Here is a 17,374-nt window from a genome sequence, read left to right as displayed (position 1 = left end):
CGCGGGGGCCGATTGATGACCCGCCTTCCACGGTAACGGGAAAGGGCAGGTCCCGGGATCCGGCGGATCCCCGAACCTGCCCTGCGCGCCCCCTAGGGGAACGCTGACCTGCGGCGCGGCCGCGCCGTTGGGCGCGTCGCTGCTCCCCGCGGTCAGATGACGATGTTCACCAGCTTCGGCGCCCGCACGATGACCTTCCGCACCGGCGCCCCGTCCAGGGCCGCGACCACCGCGGGGTCGGCCAGGGCGGCGGCCTCCAGCTCGGCGTCGGAGATGGCCGGCGGCACCTCCAGCCGGGCCTTGACCTTGCCCTTGATCTGGACGACGCACACCACGGCCTCGTCCTGGGCCAGCGCCGGGTCGGCGACCGGGAAGGGCTCGTGCGCCAGCGAGCCGGTGTGGCCCAGCCGGGCCCACAGCTCCTCGGCGACGTGCGGCGCCAGCGGGGCGATCATCAGCACCAGCGGCTCGGCGATGCCGCGCGGCACCGGCCCGCCGGTCTTGGTCAGGTGGTTGTTCAGCTCGGTGATCTTGGCGATGGCGGTGTTGAAGCGCAGGCCCGCCATGTCGCCGGAGACGCCGTCGATGGCCTTGTGCAGGGCCCGCAGCGTCGCCTCGTCGGGCTCGGCGTCGACCACCGTGACCTCGCCGGTCGTCTCGTCGACGACGTTGCGCCACAGCCGCTGCAGCAGCCGGTACTGGCCGACGACCGCGCGGGGGTCCCATGGGCGCGAGACGTCCAGCGGGCCCATCGCCATCTCGTACAGCCGCAGCGTGTCGGCGCCGTACTCGGCGCAGATCTCGTCGGGCGTGACGGCGTTCTTCAGCGACTTGCCCATCTTGCCCTGCAGCCGCGTCACCGGCTCGCCCTGGTGGAAGTACCGGCCGTCGCGCTCCTCGACCTCGGCGGCGGGCACCGCGATGCCGCGGGCGTCGCGGTAGACGAACGCCTGGATCATGCCCTGGTTGAACAGCTTGTGGAACGGCTCGAAGGACGAGATGTGGCCCAGGTCGAACAGCACCTTGTGCCAGAACCGGGCGTACAGCAGGTGCAGCACGGCGTGCTCGGCGCCGCCGACGTACAGGTCGACGCCGCCGGCCGGCTGGCCCGCGCGCGGGCCCATCCAGTAGGCCTCGGCCTCGGGCGAGACCAGCTGCTCGGAGTTGTGCGGGTCCAGGTAGCGCAGCTCGTACCAGCAGGAGCCGGCCCAGTTGGGCATGGTGTTGGTCTCGCGCCGGTAGGTGCGCACGCCATCGCCCAGGTCCAGGTCGACGGTGACCCATTCCTGGTTGCGCGACAGCGGGGTCTCCGGGGAGGTGTCCGCGTCGTCGGGGTCGAAGGTGCGCGGGCTGTAGTCGTCGACCTCGGGCAGCTCGACGGGCAGCATCGAGTCCGGCAGCGCGTGGGCGGTGCCCTCCTCGTCGTAGACAATCGGGAAGGGCTCGCCCCAGTACCGCTGGCGGCTGAACAGCCAGTCGCGCAGGCGGTAGTTGACGGTGCCCTCGCCGATGCCGCGCTCGGCCAGCCAGGTGGTGATCGCGGCCTTGGCCTCGGTCACGGTCAGGCCGTCCAGGGAGATGTCGGCGCCAGTGGAGTTGACGATCCTGGCGTCGTAGGAGGAGAACGCGTCGTCCCACTCGGCCGGGTCGGTGCCGCGGCCGTCGGTGGGCTCGACCACGCAGCGCATCGGCAGCTCGAAAGCGCGGGCGAAGGCGAAGTCGCGCGAGTCGTGCGCGGGCACGGCCATGATCGCGCCGGTGCCGTAGCCCATCAGCACGTAGTCGGCGATGAAGACCGGGACGGGCTCGCCGCTGACCGGGTTGACGGCGAAGGCGCCGGTGAACACGCCGGTCTTGTCCTTGGCCTCGGCCTGCCGCTCCACGTCGGACTTGGACGCGGCCTGCTTGCGGTAGGCGGCGACCGCCTCGGTGGGCGTGGCGTGCCCGCCGGTCCACACCTGGTGGGTGCCCTCCGGCCACGCCTCGGGGACGATCGACTCGACCAGCTCGTGCTCGGGCGCCAGCACCATGTACGTGGCGCCGAACAGGGTGTCCTGGCGGGTGGTGAAGATGGTGATGCCGTGCTCGGCGTGGCTGCCGGACGCCTCGTGGACCGGGAAGTCGACGCGGGCGCCCTCGCTGCGGCCGATCCAGTTGCGCTGCTGCAGCTTGATCGCCTCGGGCCAGTCCAGCACGTCCAGGTCGGTCAGCAGCCGGTCGGCGTAGGCGGTGATGCGCATCATCCACTGCCGCAGGCTGGCCTTGAAGACGGGGAAGTTGCCGCGCTCCGAGCGGCCCTCGGCGGTGACCTCCTCGTTGGCCAGCACGGTGCCCAGGCCGGGGCACCAGTTGACCGGGGACTCCGCGGCGTAGGCCAGGCGGTGGCCGCCCAGGACGTCGGCCCGCTCGGGGCCGGTCAGCTCGGCCCAGGGCCGGCCGTCGGGGGTGCTGCGCGTGCCGTCGGCGAACTGGGCCTCCAGCTCGGCGATCGGCCGGGCGCGGTCGGCGGCCTCGTCGTACCAGGAGTTGTAGATCTGCAGGAAGATCCACTGGGTCCAGCGGTAGTAGGCCGGGTCGATCGTGGCGAAGGAGCGGCGGCGGTCGTGGCCCAGGCCCAGCCGGCGCAGCTGCTTGCGCATGGTGACGATGTTGGCCTCGGTGGACACCCGGGGGTGGGTGCCGGTCTGCACGGCGTACTGCTCCGCGGGCAGGCCGAAGGCGTCGAAGCCCAGGGTGTGCAGCACGTTGTGGCCGGTCATCCGCTGGTACCGGGCGAAGATGTCGGTGGCGATGTAGCCCAGCGGGTGGCCGACGTGCAGTCCCGCACCCGAGGGGTACGGGAACATGTCCATGATGTACTTCTTGGGCCGGGCGGCCAGCTCGGGCTCGCCGTCCAGCTCGCCGCTCGGGTTGGGGGCGGCGAAGGTGCCGTGCTCGTCCCAGTAGTCCTGCCAGCGGCCCTCGATCTCGGCGGCCAGCTCGGCCGTGTAGCGGTGGGGCGCAGCCGTCTCGGCGGCCGGGGTGGTCTCGCTCATCGTCCTCGGTACTCCATCGAAGTCGTGACGGCTGCGGCCGGGGAGCCTGCTGCCCGTCTGTGCCTGCTGCGGAAACAAAAAAGCCCCTCACGCAGGAGGGGTGCCGCACTGACGTGGTTCGTGGTCAGCGCGGCTCGCTAAGCAGGAGGCTCACAGCTCGCATGGGCTCAGGTTACCGCAGCGGGCGCGGGGCCCGCACCGAGGTTCGCCCTCCGGTGCGGGCCCCGCTGTGCCTGCCGTCGCCTCAGCGGCGGCGGAACGCGTCCACGTAGTGGCTCGTGGGCGTGCCGACGCCGGTGACGTCGTCGTAACCGCGGGTGGCGGCCAACGACGCGTCGCGGCCGAGCACGCGCAGCGACGTGATGGTGCCGTCGTCCGCGTTCTCACCGTTGGCGAAGTCCACCCGGACCTCGGACAGCGTCTGCTGCCCGTACGGGTGGTCGGTCACGTCGTGGTAGGCGGACGTGCCGTACTGCGAGTAGATCAGCGGGTTGGCGAAGCCGATCGGGATCCCGAAGCGGGCCTGCTGGGTCAGCGCCTGGATGCCCGCGATGACCGGCGCGGCCAGCGAGGTGCCGCCGATGCGGTACTCGCCGTACTTCACCGAGCCGTCGAGGAACGTCTGGGTCTGGCCGACCAGGAAGCCGGTGTTCGGGTCGGCGACGGCCGCGATGTCCGGCTCGACGCGCTGCCGGGCGCTGCCGCCGTTGGCGCGGGCGAGCGCGTCCGGCACGATGCCGCGCTGGTAGAACGGCTGCCCGTACAGCTTGCTGGTGCCGCCGCCGGCGCCGGAGGTGTACACCGGGGTCTGCCAGCTCTTGCCGTCCGCCGAGAGCGCGCCGCGCTGGGTTCCCCAGCCGGTCTCGAACTCGTACTTGTCGTGCTTGCCGACCGCCAGCGAGGTGCCGCCGACGGAGGTCGCCCACGGGGAGTTCCCGGGGGTGTCGACCTGCTTCGTCCCGGACGAGGCCACGTTGTCGCCCGCGTCACCGGAGGAGAAGTAGAAGCCGATGCCCTGGACGGCGCCGGTCATGAAGACCTGGTCGTAGGCGGCCGCGACGTCCGGCGTCTCGTTCTCCTCGATGTCGCCCCAGGAGTTGGAGACGATCGAGGCGAGGTGGTGGTCGACGATCTTGGTGAGCGCGTCGAGCAGGTCGCTGTCGTTGCAGGAGGCCCCGGCGACGTACACGATGTTCGCGTCCGGCGCGACCGCGTGCACGGCCTCGACGTCGAGCGTCTCCTCGCCGTACCAGCCGGACGCGTCGCAGTCCTCGGTCGAGTTGTAGTCCGAGGGCAGGACCTGGGTCAGCTGGCCCTTCTTGTACGCCTTGTCGCCGTTGCGGGCGGCGTAGGTGGCCGCGTCGCCGGCGATGGTCGGCGAGGCGTAGGCGTCGGTGATGGCCACCGTGACGCCCTTGCCGGTGTACGAGCCCGCGCCGTAGGCGGCACGCAGCTGCTCGCCGGTGTAGCCCTTGATCGCGTACGGCGCCTGGTTGCCGAACGCCGACGGCAGGCTGCGGTTGGTGTTCGAGCCGTAGTACGACGAGAACGGGCCGGCGTTGACGAAGGCGGCGCCGGGAGGCGGCAGCGTGTCGTCGTGGCGGGACTTCTTCGGCGCGTTGTCCAGGCCGCTGACGGTGAGCACCGCGCCGTTCAGCGACGCCGGCGCGGAGGCCGTGGTCGCCGGGGCGTGGTACGTCTTGCCGCCGGTGGTGTAGTTGTGCAGCTGGGTGCCGAACGCCTTCTCCGCGGCAGCCACGTCACCGGTGACGGTGAGGTAGTGCTGGTTCGCCGCGGTGACCTTCAGTCCGGAGGACTTCAGCCACGCCGTGACGGCGGCGACCTGTGCCTGGGTGGCACCGAACCGCGCCTGGGCCTGACCGGCGGTCAGGTAGTGGGCGTACAGCGAGGACTTCGGGTCGGACACGGCCTGCGCGTAGGCGGCCAGGCCCTTGGCGTCCCGGCCGGCGAGGTAGACCCGCAGGGTCAGCCGGCTGGAGTCGGCCGTGGCGCCCTTGTCGGCGTGGGCGGTGGCCCAGGCCGGCTTGGTGCCGCTCAGGGTCTGGCGTCCGCCGGGCTGGTCGGCCGTCGCGGACTGGGCGCCGAGCGCGAGCGCGCCGGCGACCAGGGGCAACGCCGCCGCAGCCGCCAGTCCGGCCCGCGTTCTTCTGCGCTCAAATCTCATGGAACCCCCATTACGAAGCGAGTTGTCGCTTGGTGCGGTGGAGTCGCTCATGCGTCGCAGCGATGGCCGCTATGCGTACGGCCGGCACCGCAGAGCGATACTCTTTCGCTGATCAGTTCATGCCAGGGATATGATTGTCCCAAGAGAAGGTCAAGGAACCGTCAGATCCCGTTGCACAGCGGCCCGCAGGCTAGCAGCGGGTCCCGTGACCGGACAGAGGGCCGCGCCCGGCGGTGATCAGCTTCCCGCGGACGGCTCATGACGGTCCGTCGGCTGCCGCACCGTCATCATCGAGGCGGCGCCGGAGGGGTGCGGAGGCGCGCTGCCGGAGTGGCGCGGGCGTCGCGTCGGCCGGGGCGCGGGTCGCGGAGCCGTCCGCGCGAGGCGAAACGGGGCAAAAGGAGAGGGCGGGACCCGTCCGCGCATTCCGCGGACACGTCTCGCCCTCTCACCCGTGGAGCTACGGGGATTCGAACCCCGGACCTCTTGCATGCCATGCAAGCGCTCTACCAACTGAGCTATAGCCCCGCGTGTACCGGGCGGAAGGCCCGGCGACTCGGGATACATTACACGGCCCCGGGCCTGCTTCGCCAAATCGATTCCCCGGGTGCCAGGGGCCTCCGACCTCGGGGTTCCGTGTTGTGAGGAGTCGCACGCGTGGGCGATCGACGACTGGCTGCCTGGGCGGTGCTGGGGTGCGCGGTGTCGTTCGCCGCCGTCTGGATGGCGCAGCGGGCGGCCCACGTCTCGATGGTCGACGTGATGGTCTACCGGGCCGCCGGCTGGACCGTGCGCACCGGCGGCGACCTCTACGCGATGCGACTGGGCACCGCGCGGCTGCCGATGACCTATCCGCCGTTCGCCGGACTGCTCTTCGTCCCGTTGACGTGGGTGGCCACGGACACCATGCGTACCGCGGTGATGGCCGCCAACCTGGCGCTCGTCGTCGCGCTGGCCGCCCTGTCGCTGCGCCTGGTGGCCCGGCCGGCCCGGGTGCCCGCGGTGATACTGGTCGCCGCGCTGTCGGTGTGGTGCGAGCCGGTGTGGGCGACGCTGCGCTACGGCCAGGTGAACCTGCTGGTGATCGTGCTGGTGCTGTGGGACCTCACCCGGCGCTCCGGCAACCGCTGGGCGGGCGTCGGCATCGGGATCGCCGCCGGGCTCAAGCTCACCTCCGGTCTGTTCGTGGTCTTCCTCGTGGCGGCGGCCGTGCTGGTGCCCGGCGACCGCATCGTCCACCTGCGCCGGGCCCTGGTGGCCACCGCCACGTTCGCCGTCACCGTGCTCGTCGGGGTGCTCGCGCTGCCCCACGACTCGCGCAACTACTGGACGCACGTGGTCTTCACCCCGGACAGGCCGGGCGCCGGCGAGATCACCGCCAACCAGTCGGTGCGCGGGATCGTCGCGCGGATCGAGCACACCGGCACCCCGGGCGCGGCCTGGGTGCTCGCCGCGCTGGTGGTGGGCGCGCTGGGCCTGGCGGTCGCGCTGGTCGCGACCAAGGCCGGGGACCGGATGCCGCCCGCGGGCGCCTGGTCGGTGGTGGCGGTCGGGGTGACGGCGCTGCTGGTCAGCCCGGTGTCCTGGACGCACCACTGGGTGTGGGCCGAGCCGATGGTGGTGCTGCTCGCGTCCGAGGCGCTGCGCCGCCGCGACCGGCGCCTGGGAGGGGCGGCGGTGGCCGCCCTGGTGGTGTTCAGCAGCTACATGGTCTGGTACGTGCCGCACGGCAACAACAACGACCAGCCGGAGATGCACCAGAACCCCGGGGAGATGCTGGTGTCCGCGGCCTACCCGCTGGTCGCCGTGGGCTTCCTGGCGCTGGCCGGGGTCATGGCCCTGCGGGCGCTGCGCCTCCCGCCCGGCGGCAAGGACGCCGCGGACCATGCGTCGGCACGGGCCCTGCGGAGTTCATGAACTCTCAACAATCCAGGCGGGGTTGCCGGGTTACGGTGGCCGCACCACGGTCGCCGGGCCGTTCGCGGACCCCGGCCGGCCGGCCGCCGGACGAGCCTGGAGACCGCCGTGACCACCGCGTTCGACCCCATCGACCTGGCCGGCCTCCGGCTGCCGAACCGGATCGCCATGGCGCCGATGACCCGCAGCCGGGCGTTCGGTCCGGGCCTGAGCCCGACGCCCGCCACCGCCGCGTACTACGCCCAGCGCGCCTCGGCCGGGCTGATCGTCACCGAGGGCGTCCAGCCCTCCGTCGTCGGCCAGGGCTACCCCGACACCCCGGGACTGCACAGCGACGAGCAGGTCGCCGGCTGGCGCGCGGTCACCGACGCGGTGCACGCCGCGGGCGGCCGGATCTTCGCGCAGCTGATGCACACCGGCCGGATCGGCCACCCGTCGCTGCTGCCCGGCGGCCTGCGGCCGGTCGGCGCCTCCCCGGTGGCCGCCCGCGGCCAGGTCCACACCGCGGACGGCCCCCGGAAGTACGTGGTGCCCGAGCCGCTGGACGAGGACGGCATCCGGCGGACCGTCAAGGACCACGCCCGCGCCGCCCGCAACGCGGTGCGGGCCGGCTTCGACGGGGTGGAGGTGCACGGCGCCAACGGCTACCTGCTCCACCAGTTCCTGGCGCCCAACTCCAACACCCGCACCGACGCCTGGGGCGGCGGCCCCGAGTCCCGCGCCCGCTTCGCCGTGGAGGTGGTCGGCGCCGTCGCCGACGCGATCGGCGCGCACCGCACCGGGCTGCGGCTGTCCCCCGGCAACAGCCTCGGCGACATCGACGAGCCCGAGCCCGAGGCCACCTACCTGGCGCTGCTGCGCGGCCTGGAGTCCGTCGCCCCGGCCTACCTGCACCTCGTGGAGACCGGGGACCGCGCCCTGACCCTCGAGCTGCGCAAGCGGTTCGGCGGGGTGCTGATCCTCAACGCCCGCACGGCGGGCCGCCCGTCGGGGCTGCCGGAGCTGGCCCTGGTCGAGGACGGCACCGCCGACCTGGTGTCCTACGGCGCGCTGTTCCTGGCCAACCCCGACCTGCCGCGCCGGCTGCGGGCGGGCGGGCCGTTCAACACCCCCGACCGGGCCACCTTCTACGGCGGCGGCGAGCGGGGCTACACCGACTACCCCGCGCTAGACGGGTAGCGCGCGCGGGCGCCGGTCAGGGCCGGGCGCCCGCCCGCACCCTCGGTCAGGCCGTACGCCGCCGGATCCCGGTGAACAGCGCGCCCGCCGCGCAGACCGCCACCAGGACCACCGAGGTCACGCCGAAGGAGTGGGCCGAGGCGTGCGCCCCCGGGCCGTGCAGCTGGTTCAGGTAGAGGCTGCCGAGGGCTGCGACGCCGACGAGCTGGCCGAGCTGGGCCACCGTGGTCAGCAGCCCGCTGGCGTCGGCGGCGTCCTGCGGGGCGACGGTGACCAGCGCCAGCGTGAAGCTCGGGCTGAAGGAGAGGCCGAGGCCCGCGCCGAGGGTGAGCAGCGTGACGTACAGCCAGGCCCCGCCGTCACCGCCGCCGCGCAGCGCCAGGCCCAGGCCGGCCAGCGAGACGGCGGCCACCGCGAGGCCCGTCACGCCCAGCCACGGCCGCCACGCCGCGGGCAGCCGCCGCCAGGTGAGGCCGACGCCGCCGAAGGTGACCGCGCAGGTGGCGAACGTCAGCCCGGTGCGCAGCGCGCTGAAACCGATCCCGGACTGCAGGTGCAGGGCGACGGCGAACAGGAAGCCGGCGTTGACCGCCATGGTCAGCACGATCACGGTGACGAACCGGGCCATGCCCGGAGTCCGCAGCACCCGGCCGGACACCAGCGGGGCGCCGCCGCGGCGGGCCAGCCGGGTCTCCAGCACGGTGAACGCCGCGAACAGCAGCGCGCTCAGGCCCAAACACACCCAGCCCCACACCGGCCAGCCCTCTTCCTGGCCGAGCACCAGCGGCACCGTGAACAGCGTCACCGCCGCGGCCAGCACCAGCAGACCCGGCAGGTCCAGGCCGCGGCGCCGCTCCGGGGCGCTGCGGGTGTCGGCGGGCAGCACCCGGGGGGCCACCGCCAGCATCAGCAGGCCGATCGGCACGTTGACCAGGAACACCGGCCGCCAGCCGGTGCCGAACAGGTCGGCGCTCACCAGGACGCCGCCCAGCGACTGGCCGAGCGCCGCGCCCGAGGCCAGCACCGCCGAGTAGACGCTCATCGCCCGGGTCCTGGCCTCGCCGACGAAGGTGATCTGCAGCAGGCTCAGCACCTGCGGGATCATCAGCGCCGAGCCGGTGCCCTGGGCGAACCGGAAGCCGATCAGCTCGCCGGTGTGCTGGGCGAGCCCGCACGCCAGCGAGGACGCGGTGAACAGCGCGAGCCCGGCGAGGAACAGCCGCCGGTGGCCCAGCAGGTCGCCCAGCCGCGCCCCGGTGATCAGGAGCACCGCGTACGCGATGGTGTAGCCGGCGATCACCAGTTGCAGGCCGGCGCCCGAGGCGTGCAGGTCGGTACGGATGGTCGGGGCGGCGACGTTGACGATGAAGACGTCCAGCAGGGCCATGAACTGGCCCGAGAGGATGATGGCGAGCAGCAGTCCGGGGCGCGGCGCCGGCCGGCCCGCGGTGCCGGGTCCTGCGGGGGCGGTGGCGCCGCGGGGGGACGCTGCTCCGGTCAGTGCGGTGTTCGTCATGCGGCCAGCCTGCGGGCGGCCGGGTACCGGTAACGAGAGCCCACCGATCCTGGTACTGCCAGCACCTGGCAGCGGCTCCGGCGCCCGGTGACGATAGGGGGCATGGCCCCCTCCCGGATACAGCGAAGGACCGAGCTGGCGGCGTTCCTGCGCAGCCGCCGGGCACGGATCACCCCGGCGGACGTCGGCATGCCGCCGGGGCTGCGGCGCCGCACGCCCGGCCTGCGCCGCGAGGAGGTGGCGCAGCTCGCCGGGGTCGGGGTGACCTGGTACACGTGGCTGGAGCAGGGCCGACCGATCAACGCCAGCGTCCAGGTGCTGGACGCGGTGGCGCGGGTGCTGCAGTTCGACACCACCGAGCGCGAGCACCTGTACCAGCTGGCCGGGATCCCCTTCGTGCGCGAGCCGGCGTCCGACGAGGAGGTCGTCGGCAAGGAGGTGCAGGGGATCCTGGACGCCCTGGACCCGCTGCCGGCCGGCGTCTACAACGCGCGGTACGACGTGCAGGCGACGAACGACACGTACCGCCTGCTGTGGCCGATGACCAGCCTGGTGCCGCGGCGCGAACGCAACGTGCTGTACAAGCTCTTCACCATCCCCGACTGCTGCTCGACGTTCGTGAACAGCCGCGAGGAGCTGCCGTGGATGGTGGCCCAGCTGCGCCGCTCCTACGGCCGCCATGTGGGCGAGCCGGCCTGGGAGCGGTTCGTGGCGATGCTGGTCGAGGAGAGCCCGCGGTTCGCCCAGCTGTGGGCGAGCGGGGACGTGGCCGCCCCGGGGAGCCGGGTGAAGGTCTACCGGCACGCCACGGTGGGCCTGATCAACATGGCGTCGAACTCGCTGAGCATCGACGGGATGGCCGAGCACCGCATCGTGGTGTACACGCCGGTCGCGGACGAGGACCGGGCCCAGATCGAGCGGCTGCGGGCGATGGCCGACCCGGTCGTCGGCTGCACGGTGCACGGCCGCCCGCTGTCGGTGGCCCTCGCCGACAAGGCCGGGAAGGCCGAGCGGACCGCCGGGTCCCCGGCGCCCGCACAGGCCCCGGCACCGCAGCCGGCCCGCTGACCGGCCCGCCGGCCCCCGCGGGGCAGCGACGTCCGCCGGCAGGAGACGGAAAAGAAGGCGGGACCCATCCGTGGACAGGTCCCGCCTTCGTGATTGTGGAGCTACGGGGAATTGAACCCCGGACCTCTTGCATGCCATGCAAGCGCTCTACCAACTGAGCTACAGCCCCGCGCCGGTCCCGTTTGCCGGGCGACGGGAAGAAGCATAGCCGGTGCACGGACCGGAAACGAAATCGGATTCGCCCGGCCGGTCGCGGCGCGCCCTTCCGGGCCGGTCAGGCGTCGTCGCCGAGCACCGGCTCGGGCAGCGTGCCGGCGTTGTGCTCGGTCAGCCGCCAGCCGCGGACGCCCTCGCCGAGCACCGACCAGCAGCAGTTCGACAGGCCGCCGAGGGACTCCCAGCTGACCGGGTCCAGGCCGATGAGCCGGCCGATGGTGGTGCGGATGGTGCCGCCGTGGGAGACCACCACCAGCACGCCGTCGTCGGCCAGCTTGTCCACCGCCGCCTGCACCACCGGGGCCGCCCGGTCGGCGACCTCGGTCTCCAGCTCGCCGCCGCCGCGGCGGACCGGCTCGCCGCGCTTCCAGGCGGCGTACTGGTCGCCGTAGCGCTCGTTGATCTCGGTGTGCGTCAGGCCCTGCCAGACGCCCGCGTAGGTCTCCCGCAGGCCCTCGTCGTGCGTGACCGGCAGGCCGGTGAGCGCGGCCAGCTCGGCCGCGGTGTGCGCGGCGCGGCTCAGGTCGGAGGAGATGATCGCGGCGGGGCTGAGCGCGGCCAGCAGCCGGGCGGCGCGCCGTGCCTGGGCGAGGCCGGTCTCGGTCAGCGTGATGTCCGTGGTGCCCTGGAAGCGCTGCTCCAGGTTCCACTGGGTCTGGCCGTGCCGCCACAGGACGATGCGGCGGCCCCGCCCGGGCCGGCCGGCGCTCAGCGCAGTTCTCCCTCTGCCTCGGCCTCGGCCGCCGCGGTCGCCTGGGCGTGGGCGGCGGCCTTGCCGCGGGTGGCCACCGCGTCGGCGGGCAGCTCGATCTCCGGGCAGTCCTTCCAGAGGCGCTCCAGCGCGTAGAACACCCGCTCCTCGGAGTGCTGCACGTGGACCACGATGTCGACGTAGTCCAGCAGCACCCAGCGGCCGTCCCGCTCGCCCTCGCGCCGTACCGGCTTCGCGCCCAGCTCCTTGAGCAGGCTCTCCTCGATCGCGTCGACGATGGCCCTGACCTGCCGGTCGTTGGGTGCCGAGGCGACCAGGAACGTGTCGGTGATGGAGAGCACGTCGCTGACGTCGTAGGCGATGATGTCGTGCGCGAGCTTGTCGGCGGCCGCCTGGGCGGCGGCGCGGGTCAGCTCGATGGAACGGTCGGTCGCGGTCACAGGTGAGGCTTTCCAGTCGGGGACTCGTCAATTCAAGGGTCTCACGACCCTCCGACAGTCCCCGACCGGTTTCCGGCCCGGGCCCCCGGCCCGGCTGCCCGGGCCGGGGGCCCGCGGCTAGTTCGCCGTGGGCTTGTAGTCCCTGCCGAGCACCACCACGATGTCCGCGTTCGACGGCACCGTGCCCTTCTTCACCGCACCGGCCGGCAGCCCCAGCGTGGAGGCCACGTCCTTGGCCGCGGCGAGCCTGGCCGGGTCGGCGTACAGCACCTGCGACGTGGACTCGGTGCTGCTCGCCTTGCCGCCGGGCACGTAGGCGTAGGTGCCGCCGTTGACGATCGCGGCCTGCGCCATCGAGCCGTTCTTGGAGGTGCCGGTGGCGTCCTTGACCAGCACGCGGGGCTGCGCCGAGCTGCCGGTGGACTGCTTGACCGTGCCGCCGAGCACGTCCTTGACCACGCTGTCGGTCGCCTGGGTGCTGAGCGAGCCGTTCTTCTGGACCGGCAGCACCGCGGTGTCGTAGGCGCCGGTCTTGGCCAGGTCGGCGAGGCCCGCGAGCGAGGCGCCCAGCTCCTTGTCGGACAGCGAGGGGTCGAGGATCTGCGCGAGCCCCTGGATGGTCTTGGTGGCGTCCGCGGCGTCGCTGGGCATCTTCTTCAGCACCGCCTGCATGACCTGCCCGAACCGGCTGAGCTGGTCGGTCTGGGACTCGCCGGGGCCCTTGTACGTGGCGTACGCCACAGCGGCCTGCCCGGTCAGCTCGGTCTGCTTGCCCTTCTGGACCAGCGTGCGGCCGCTGTCCTTGCCGGTGCCCTTCACGGCGGCGTTGGTGTCGACGTACACGTCGCCGAGGGAGTCCACCAGCAGCTCCAGGTACGGCGAGTCCAGCCGCCAGCTGCCCTTGATGTCGGTGCCGAGCAGCGAGTTCAGCGAGTCCCTGGTCGGCCCGACGCCGTCCGCGACGGACTTGTCCAGGGTGGTGGCCGAGCCGTCGTCGCCGGTCAGCTCCAGGGAGTTGGGGATCAGCACGGTCGTGCCGCGCCCCTTGGTGGTGTTGTCGACGAGCAGCGCGGTGTCGCTGGGGCCGCCGTTGACCGGCAGCAGGTGGACCACGATGACGTCGCGCTTCTGGGCGCCGCCGGGCGCGGCCGCGGCGGTCCCGGTCTTGTTCAGGCCCGGGATCTTCCCGGCCTTCCACAGGTAGCCGGCGCCGCCGAGGAGGGCGAGCACCAGCAGGAGCACCACACCCCTCTTGCGGTTGTGGCTGCGCCGCTTGGCCTCCTCGCGCCGCTCGGTCCGCGACTCCGAGAACTTCAGCCAGTCGATGACCTCCTCGGAGTCGTCCGACTCCTCTTCGACGAAGGAGAACTGGCCGGTGTGGTAGGGATCGGGGCCCATCGGCGGCGCGGCCGGGGCCTGCTCGAACGGCACCTGGTGCGTGCCGGTGTCGTACACCGCGTGCTGACCGGTGTCGTAGACCGGCTGCTGGCCGGTGTCGTACACCGCGTGCTGACCGGTGTCGTAGACCGGCTGCTGACCGGTCTCGTAGACGGGGTGCGCGCCGGTGTCGTACGCCTGCTGCTGACCGGTGTCGTACACCGCGTGCTGACCGGTGTCGTACACCTGGTGCGCGCCGGTGTCGTAGCCCTGCTGCTGGGGGTTCTGCTCGTAGTACGGCCGCTGCGGCTGCTGCGGGATCCAGCCCTGCTGGCCGCCGTGCGAGGTCTGCGAGGGGTCGGGGTAGTACGGGTCGGCATAGGTCTGCTGCTGGGGAGGCGCCTGGAGGGGACGGCCGTACTCGTCGTAACCGTAGGGTGCCTGCCGGTAGTACCGCTCTCGCGCGTAAGGGTCTCTCTCGTCGGGACCGCCCTCGGCTCGTTGCCAGTGAGGGTTTGCGTCGTTCACGAGGAACCCCTTCGTGTGTTTCGTCCGCCGCTACCCGGTTGTCTCCCGGTAGAGCGCGCGTTTGTCGATGTAACGCACCACACCGTCCGGAACCAAGTACCAGACCGGATCCCCCTTGGCCACCCGCTGGCGGCAGTCGGTCGAGGAGATCGCCAGCGCCGGTACCTCCACGAGGGACACTCCACCCTCGGGGAAGCCCGGGTCCGACAGCGTATGCCCTGGACGTGTCACGCCGATGAAATGTGCCAGGGAGAACAGTTCCCCGGCGTTCCGCCAGGAGAAGATCTGCGCCAGCGCGTCGGCGCCGGTGATGAAGAAGAGATCCGCCTCAGGGTGCTCCGCGCGCAGGTCCCTGAGGGTGTCGATGGTGTAGGTCTTGCCGCCGCGGTCGATGTCGCTGCGGCTCACCGAGAACTGCGGATTGGACGCGGTGGCGATCACCGTCATCAGGTACCGGTCCTCGGCGGCGGACACCGTGCGGTCGTCCTTCTGCCAGGGCTGCCCGGTGGGCACGAACACCACCTCGTCGAGGTGGAAGAGGTTCGCGACCTCGCTCGCGGCCACCAGGTGCCCGTGGTGGATGGGGTCGAAGGTGCCGCCCATCACACCGATGCGCTGCTTTGCCGGCGGCATGCTAGTCGCGGTTGAAACGCGTGGTGATCCACAGCAGGATCAGCAGGGCCCCCAGCGCGCCGAAGCCCGTCAGGTAGGGGCTCAGGCTGTTGTGGTTACCGCCCTCGGCGAGCGTGGTGAGGGGGGTCAGGGCGGTGGCTGCGACGTTCGACATGTTCGGCGACCCTTTGCGGACTCGGGGACGGGCGGGTGACACTCTTCGGCACATCGTACGGGCGGTGCCGGGGGAACTTCGCGCTGGCTCCGCGCGTCCAGACTATGTACCGGTTGGCTATCAGGGGGTTGGGCCAGTATGTCCGAGCCGAACGATCCGAACGAGCAGCGGGTGAGCACGGAGAAGCTTCCGGGGCGCACCCGCCGGCGGTTCCCCGACATCTCGTCACGGGCGTACGAGCACCCGGCGGACCGATCCGCCCTGGTCGCACTGCGCAAGCTGACCGGATTCGACACCGTCTTCAAGGCGTTGAGCGGTCTGCTGCCCGAGCGCAGCCTGCGGCTGCTGTTCCTCTCGGACTCCGTCCGGGTCAGCGACGAGCAGTTCGCCCATCTCAACGCGATGCTGAGGGACGCCTGTTACATCCTGGACCTGGAGAAGGTCCCGCTGATGTACGTCACCCAGGACCCGAAGCCGAACGCGATGTGCATCGGCATGGACGAGCCGATCATCGTGGTGACCACCGGCCTGGTCGAGTTGCTCGACGAGGAGGAGATGCGGGCGGTCGTCGGCCACGAGGTCGGGCACGCCCTGTCGGGGCACGCGGTCTACCGCACGATCCTGCTGTTCCTCACCAACCTGGCGCTGCGCGTCGCCTGGATCCCTCTGGGCAACCTGGCGGTGCTGGCCCTGGTGACCGCGCTCCGCGAGTGGTTCCGCAAGTCCGAGCTGTCCGCGGACCGGGCGGGCCTGCTGGTCGGTCAGGACCTGCAGGCCTCGATGCGCGGCCTGATGAAGATCGCCGGCGGCAACCACCTGCACGAGATGAACGTCGACGCCTTCCTCAAGCAGGCCGACGAGTACGAGTCGGCGGGCGACCTGCGCGACTCGGTGCTGAAGATCCTCAACGTGCTGCCGCGCAGCCACCCGTTCACCACGGTGCGCGCCGCCGAGCTGCGCAAGTGGGCGGGCTCCCGGGACTACCAGCGGATGATGGACGGCCACTACCCGCGGCGCACCGAGGACAGCGACACCCGGGTCTCGGACGCCTTCAAGGAGTCCGCGGCCCACTACGCCGACACGGTGAAGCAGAGCAAGGACCCGCTGATGGGCCTGATAAGGGATCTGTCCAACGGGGCCGGCGACCTCGGCGGCAAGCTCCGCGACCGGTTCACAGGGCCGGGTGGGAAGCCTGCGGCGTCCGGGGAGGAGGGGTCAGGCCCGTCGCCTGAGCCCGACCCGGCGTAGCGCCCGGCGTCCCGGCGGCGGTGCCGCCCGTCGGCCCAGTGCTCGCGGTGACCGTCGGTCCGGCGGTCGCGGTGACCGCCGGCCCGCTCGTCGTGGGCGTGCCGGACGGCGGGGCGCCGTCGCTGCCCAGCGGGGCGCAGACCGCGGTCACCGGGTTCTGGTCGAACGGGTTGACGCCGTTGATCCGGCCGGTGGCCTGGCCGCCGGCCAGTATCGGGCGGAAGTAGCTCTCCACGCCGTTGCCGCAGGACAGCGGTCCCGCCGCGACCTCGGCCGCGGTCACCTGGAGGTGATCCTGCTCCAGGTCCCGGTGGGTGAACCGGAACTGCAGCTGGCGGCGGACGGTGAACAGCGAGATCGGCATGTCGGGGCTGCCCGGGCCGCGCAGCGCGTAGACGAAGGTGTGGTCGGTGCTGATCTCCAGCATGTCGTTGCTGGTCTGCGGCGGGAACATCTGGCCCTTGACCCGCACGCCGTCGGCGCCGCCGACCAGTTGCAGATGCTCGGCCGGGTCGAAGCGCACCAGCCAGCCGGTGGCCTCCTGGCTTCCGTCGGCGGTCGGACGGGTGACGCTCGCCTCGAACTGGTCCAGCTGCGCCGGGTCCAGCAGGTTGCGGACGGTCCCGACATCGCCGCCGGTGACCGCGCGCGGGTCGATGGCCGAGGCGGTGAGGTACTCCACCGCGGTCTGGTACGCCGCGTAGACCTCGCTCTCCGCGAAGTCGCCGACGCGCTCGGCCGCGGGCGCGTTGATCGCGCCGGGGCCGGAGCGGTAGGTCGCGGCGGCGCTCCCGGCGAAGGGGGCGGAGACCGGGACCGCGGCCACCGTGCCGGTCGGCACCAGCGGGATCAGGGTGACCCGCAGCTGCGGGTTGCTGTCCCCCGCCGGGGCCTTGTACGGGTGGCGCACCCCCATGTAGATCGCGAAGCCGAAGGCCAGCACGAGGAGCATCAGCAGCGCGACGGCCTGCCGGGCCAGCGACCGCGGCAGCACGTGGCGGACCCGCACGGACCTGGCCGTGCCGTCCAGCCGCTCGCTGGCGGAGTACTCCTGGATCCGGGCAGCCCGCACGAACGACTCGTCGAACACGACGGATCGGTACTCGTCGTCGCCTCCGGGCGCCCCCTCGGGGACGCCTTCGGGAGGGTCTCCAGGCCCGCTCATA

At 72.3% G+C, this 17,374-nt stretch carries 13 protein-coding genes and 2 tRNA genes; 4 read left to right on the top strand and 11 right to left on the bottom strand.

All coding sequences use genetic code 11. The features are described 5' to 3' along the window. Positions 1 to 152: 152 nt before the first annotated feature. From leuS to ACH4TG_RS00630, 3 genes are all read right to left on the bottom strand, one after another. On the bottom strand, positions 153 to 3,035 hold the full coding sequence (gene leuS, locus ACH4TG_RS00640; RefSeq protein WP_398239363.1) for a leucine--tRNA ligase: 2,883 nt from the start codon (positions 3,033 to 3,035) through the stop codon (positions 153 to 155). Positions 3,036 to 3,279: 244 nt separating this feature from the next. Next, positions 3,280 to 5,220, bottom strand: a complete 1,941-nt coding sequence (locus ACH4TG_RS00635; protein WP_398239361.1) for a protease pro-enzyme activation domain-containing protein — start codon at positions 5,218 to 5,220, stop codon at positions 3,280 to 3,282. Between the two features lie 455 nt (positions 5,221 to 5,675). Continuing rightward, positions 5,676 to 5,748 (bottom strand) — tRNA-Ala (locus ACH4TG_RS00630). 129 nt (positions 5,749 to 5,877) lie between these two features. Here ACH4TG_RS00630 and ACH4TG_RS00625 point away from each other — a divergent pair. After that, positions 5,878 to 7,137, top strand: coding sequence for a glycosyltransferase 87 family protein (locus ACH4TG_RS00625; protein ID WP_398239359.1), 1,260 nt, complete (start codon positions 5,878 to 5,880; stop codon positions 7,135 to 7,137). A gap of 108 nt (positions 7,138 to 7,245) precedes the next feature. Then, the gene (locus ACH4TG_RS00620) at positions 7,246 to 8,316 is read left to right on the top strand and encodes an alkene reductase (protein WP_398239358.1); all 1,071 of its coding nucleotides are present in this window, start codon (positions 7,246 to 7,248) and stop codon (positions 8,314 to 8,316) included. A 46-nt stretch (positions 8,317 to 8,362) separates the two neighbouring features. On the opposite strand, the gene ACH4TG_RS00615 is transcribed toward ACH4TG_RS00620, so the two are convergent. After that, positions 8,363 to 9,832, bottom strand: coding sequence for an MFS transporter (locus ACH4TG_RS00615; RefSeq protein ID WP_398239356.1), 1,470 nt, complete (start codon positions 9,830 to 9,832; stop codon positions 8,363 to 8,365). Positions 9,833 to 9,934: 102 nt separating this feature from the next. Here ACH4TG_RS00615 and ACH4TG_RS00610 point away from each other — a divergent pair, with 102 nt between their 5' ends. Beyond that, positions 9,935 to 10,900, top strand: coding sequence for a helix-turn-helix transcriptional regulator (locus tag ACH4TG_RS00610; protein WP_398239354.1), 966 nt, complete (start codon positions 9,935 to 9,937; stop codon positions 10,898 to 10,900). Between the two features lie 96 nt (positions 10,901 to 10,996). Here the strand turns inward: ACH4TG_RS00610 and ACH4TG_RS00605 are convergent. The 6 genes from ACH4TG_RS00605 to ACH4TG_RS00580 all read right to left on the bottom strand — a co-directional run bounded on the left by ACH4TG_RS00605 (position 10,997) and on the right by ACH4TG_RS00580 (position 14,960). After that, positions 10,997 to 11,069 (bottom strand) — tRNA-Ala (locus tag ACH4TG_RS00605). Positions 11,070 to 11,174: 105 nt separating this feature from the next. After that, positions 11,175 to 11,828 carry a histidine phosphatase family protein gene (locus tag ACH4TG_RS00600; RefSeq protein ID WP_398240432.1) on the bottom strand — a complete coding sequence of 218 codons (654 nt, stop codon included), beginning with the start codon at positions 11,826 to 11,828 and terminating at the stop codon, positions 11,175 to 11,177. Continuing rightward, positions 11,825 to 12,268 (bottom strand): ribosome silencing factor, encoded by a 444-nt coding sequence (rsfS, locus tag ACH4TG_RS00595; RefSeq protein ID WP_398239352.1) that lies wholly within the window; start codon positions 12,266 to 12,268, stop codon positions 11,825 to 11,827. Before rsfS ends, ACH4TG_RS00600 begins: the two co-directional genes overlap by 4 nt. Before the next feature lie 117 nt (positions 12,269 to 12,385). Further along, positions 12,386 to 14,173, bottom strand: coding sequence for a LytR C-terminal domain-containing protein (locus tag ACH4TG_RS00590; protein ID WP_398239350.1), 1,788 nt, complete (start codon positions 14,171 to 14,173; stop codon positions 12,386 to 12,388). A 30-nt stretch (positions 14,174 to 14,203) separates the two neighbouring features. Beyond that, complete coding sequence (gene nadD / locus ACH4TG_RS00585) at positions 14,204 to 14,806, bottom strand: nicotinate-nucleotide adenylyltransferase (protein ID WP_398239348.1); 603 nt, start codon at positions 14,804 to 14,806, stop codon at positions 14,204 to 14,206. Position 14,807: 1 nt separating this feature from the next. Beyond that, positions 14,808 to 14,960, bottom strand: a complete 153-nt coding sequence (locus ACH4TG_RS00580) for a hypothetical protein (RefSeq protein WP_398239346.1) — start codon at positions 14,958 to 14,960, stop codon at positions 14,808 to 14,810. A gap of 138 nt (positions 14,961 to 15,098) precedes the next feature. Here ACH4TG_RS00580 and ACH4TG_RS00575 point away from each other — a divergent pair, with 138 nt between their 5' ends. Next, positions 15,099 to 16,208: a M48 family metallopeptidase gene (locus tag ACH4TG_RS00575; RefSeq protein WP_398239345.1), complete on the top strand. Its 1,110-nt coding sequence runs from the start codon at positions 15,099 to 15,101 to the stop codon at positions 16,206 to 16,208. Here ACH4TG_RS00575 and ACH4TG_RS00570 read toward each other — a convergent pair. Beyond that, complete coding sequence (locus ACH4TG_RS00570; protein ID WP_398239343.1) at positions 16,132 to 17,373, bottom strand: hypothetical protein; 1,242 nt, start codon at positions 17,371 to 17,373, stop codon at positions 16,132 to 16,134. The genes ACH4TG_RS00575 and ACH4TG_RS00570 overlap by 77 nt on opposite strands. Position 17,374 lies beyond the last annotated feature (1 nt).

The organism is Streptomyces sp. NPDC020917 (assembly GCF_044333795.1).
Classification (GTDB): Bacteria; Actinomycetota; Actinomycetes; order Streptomycetales; family Streptomycetaceae; genus Actinacidiphila.
This window is presented reverse-complemented; position numbering and strand designations above follow the sequence as displayed.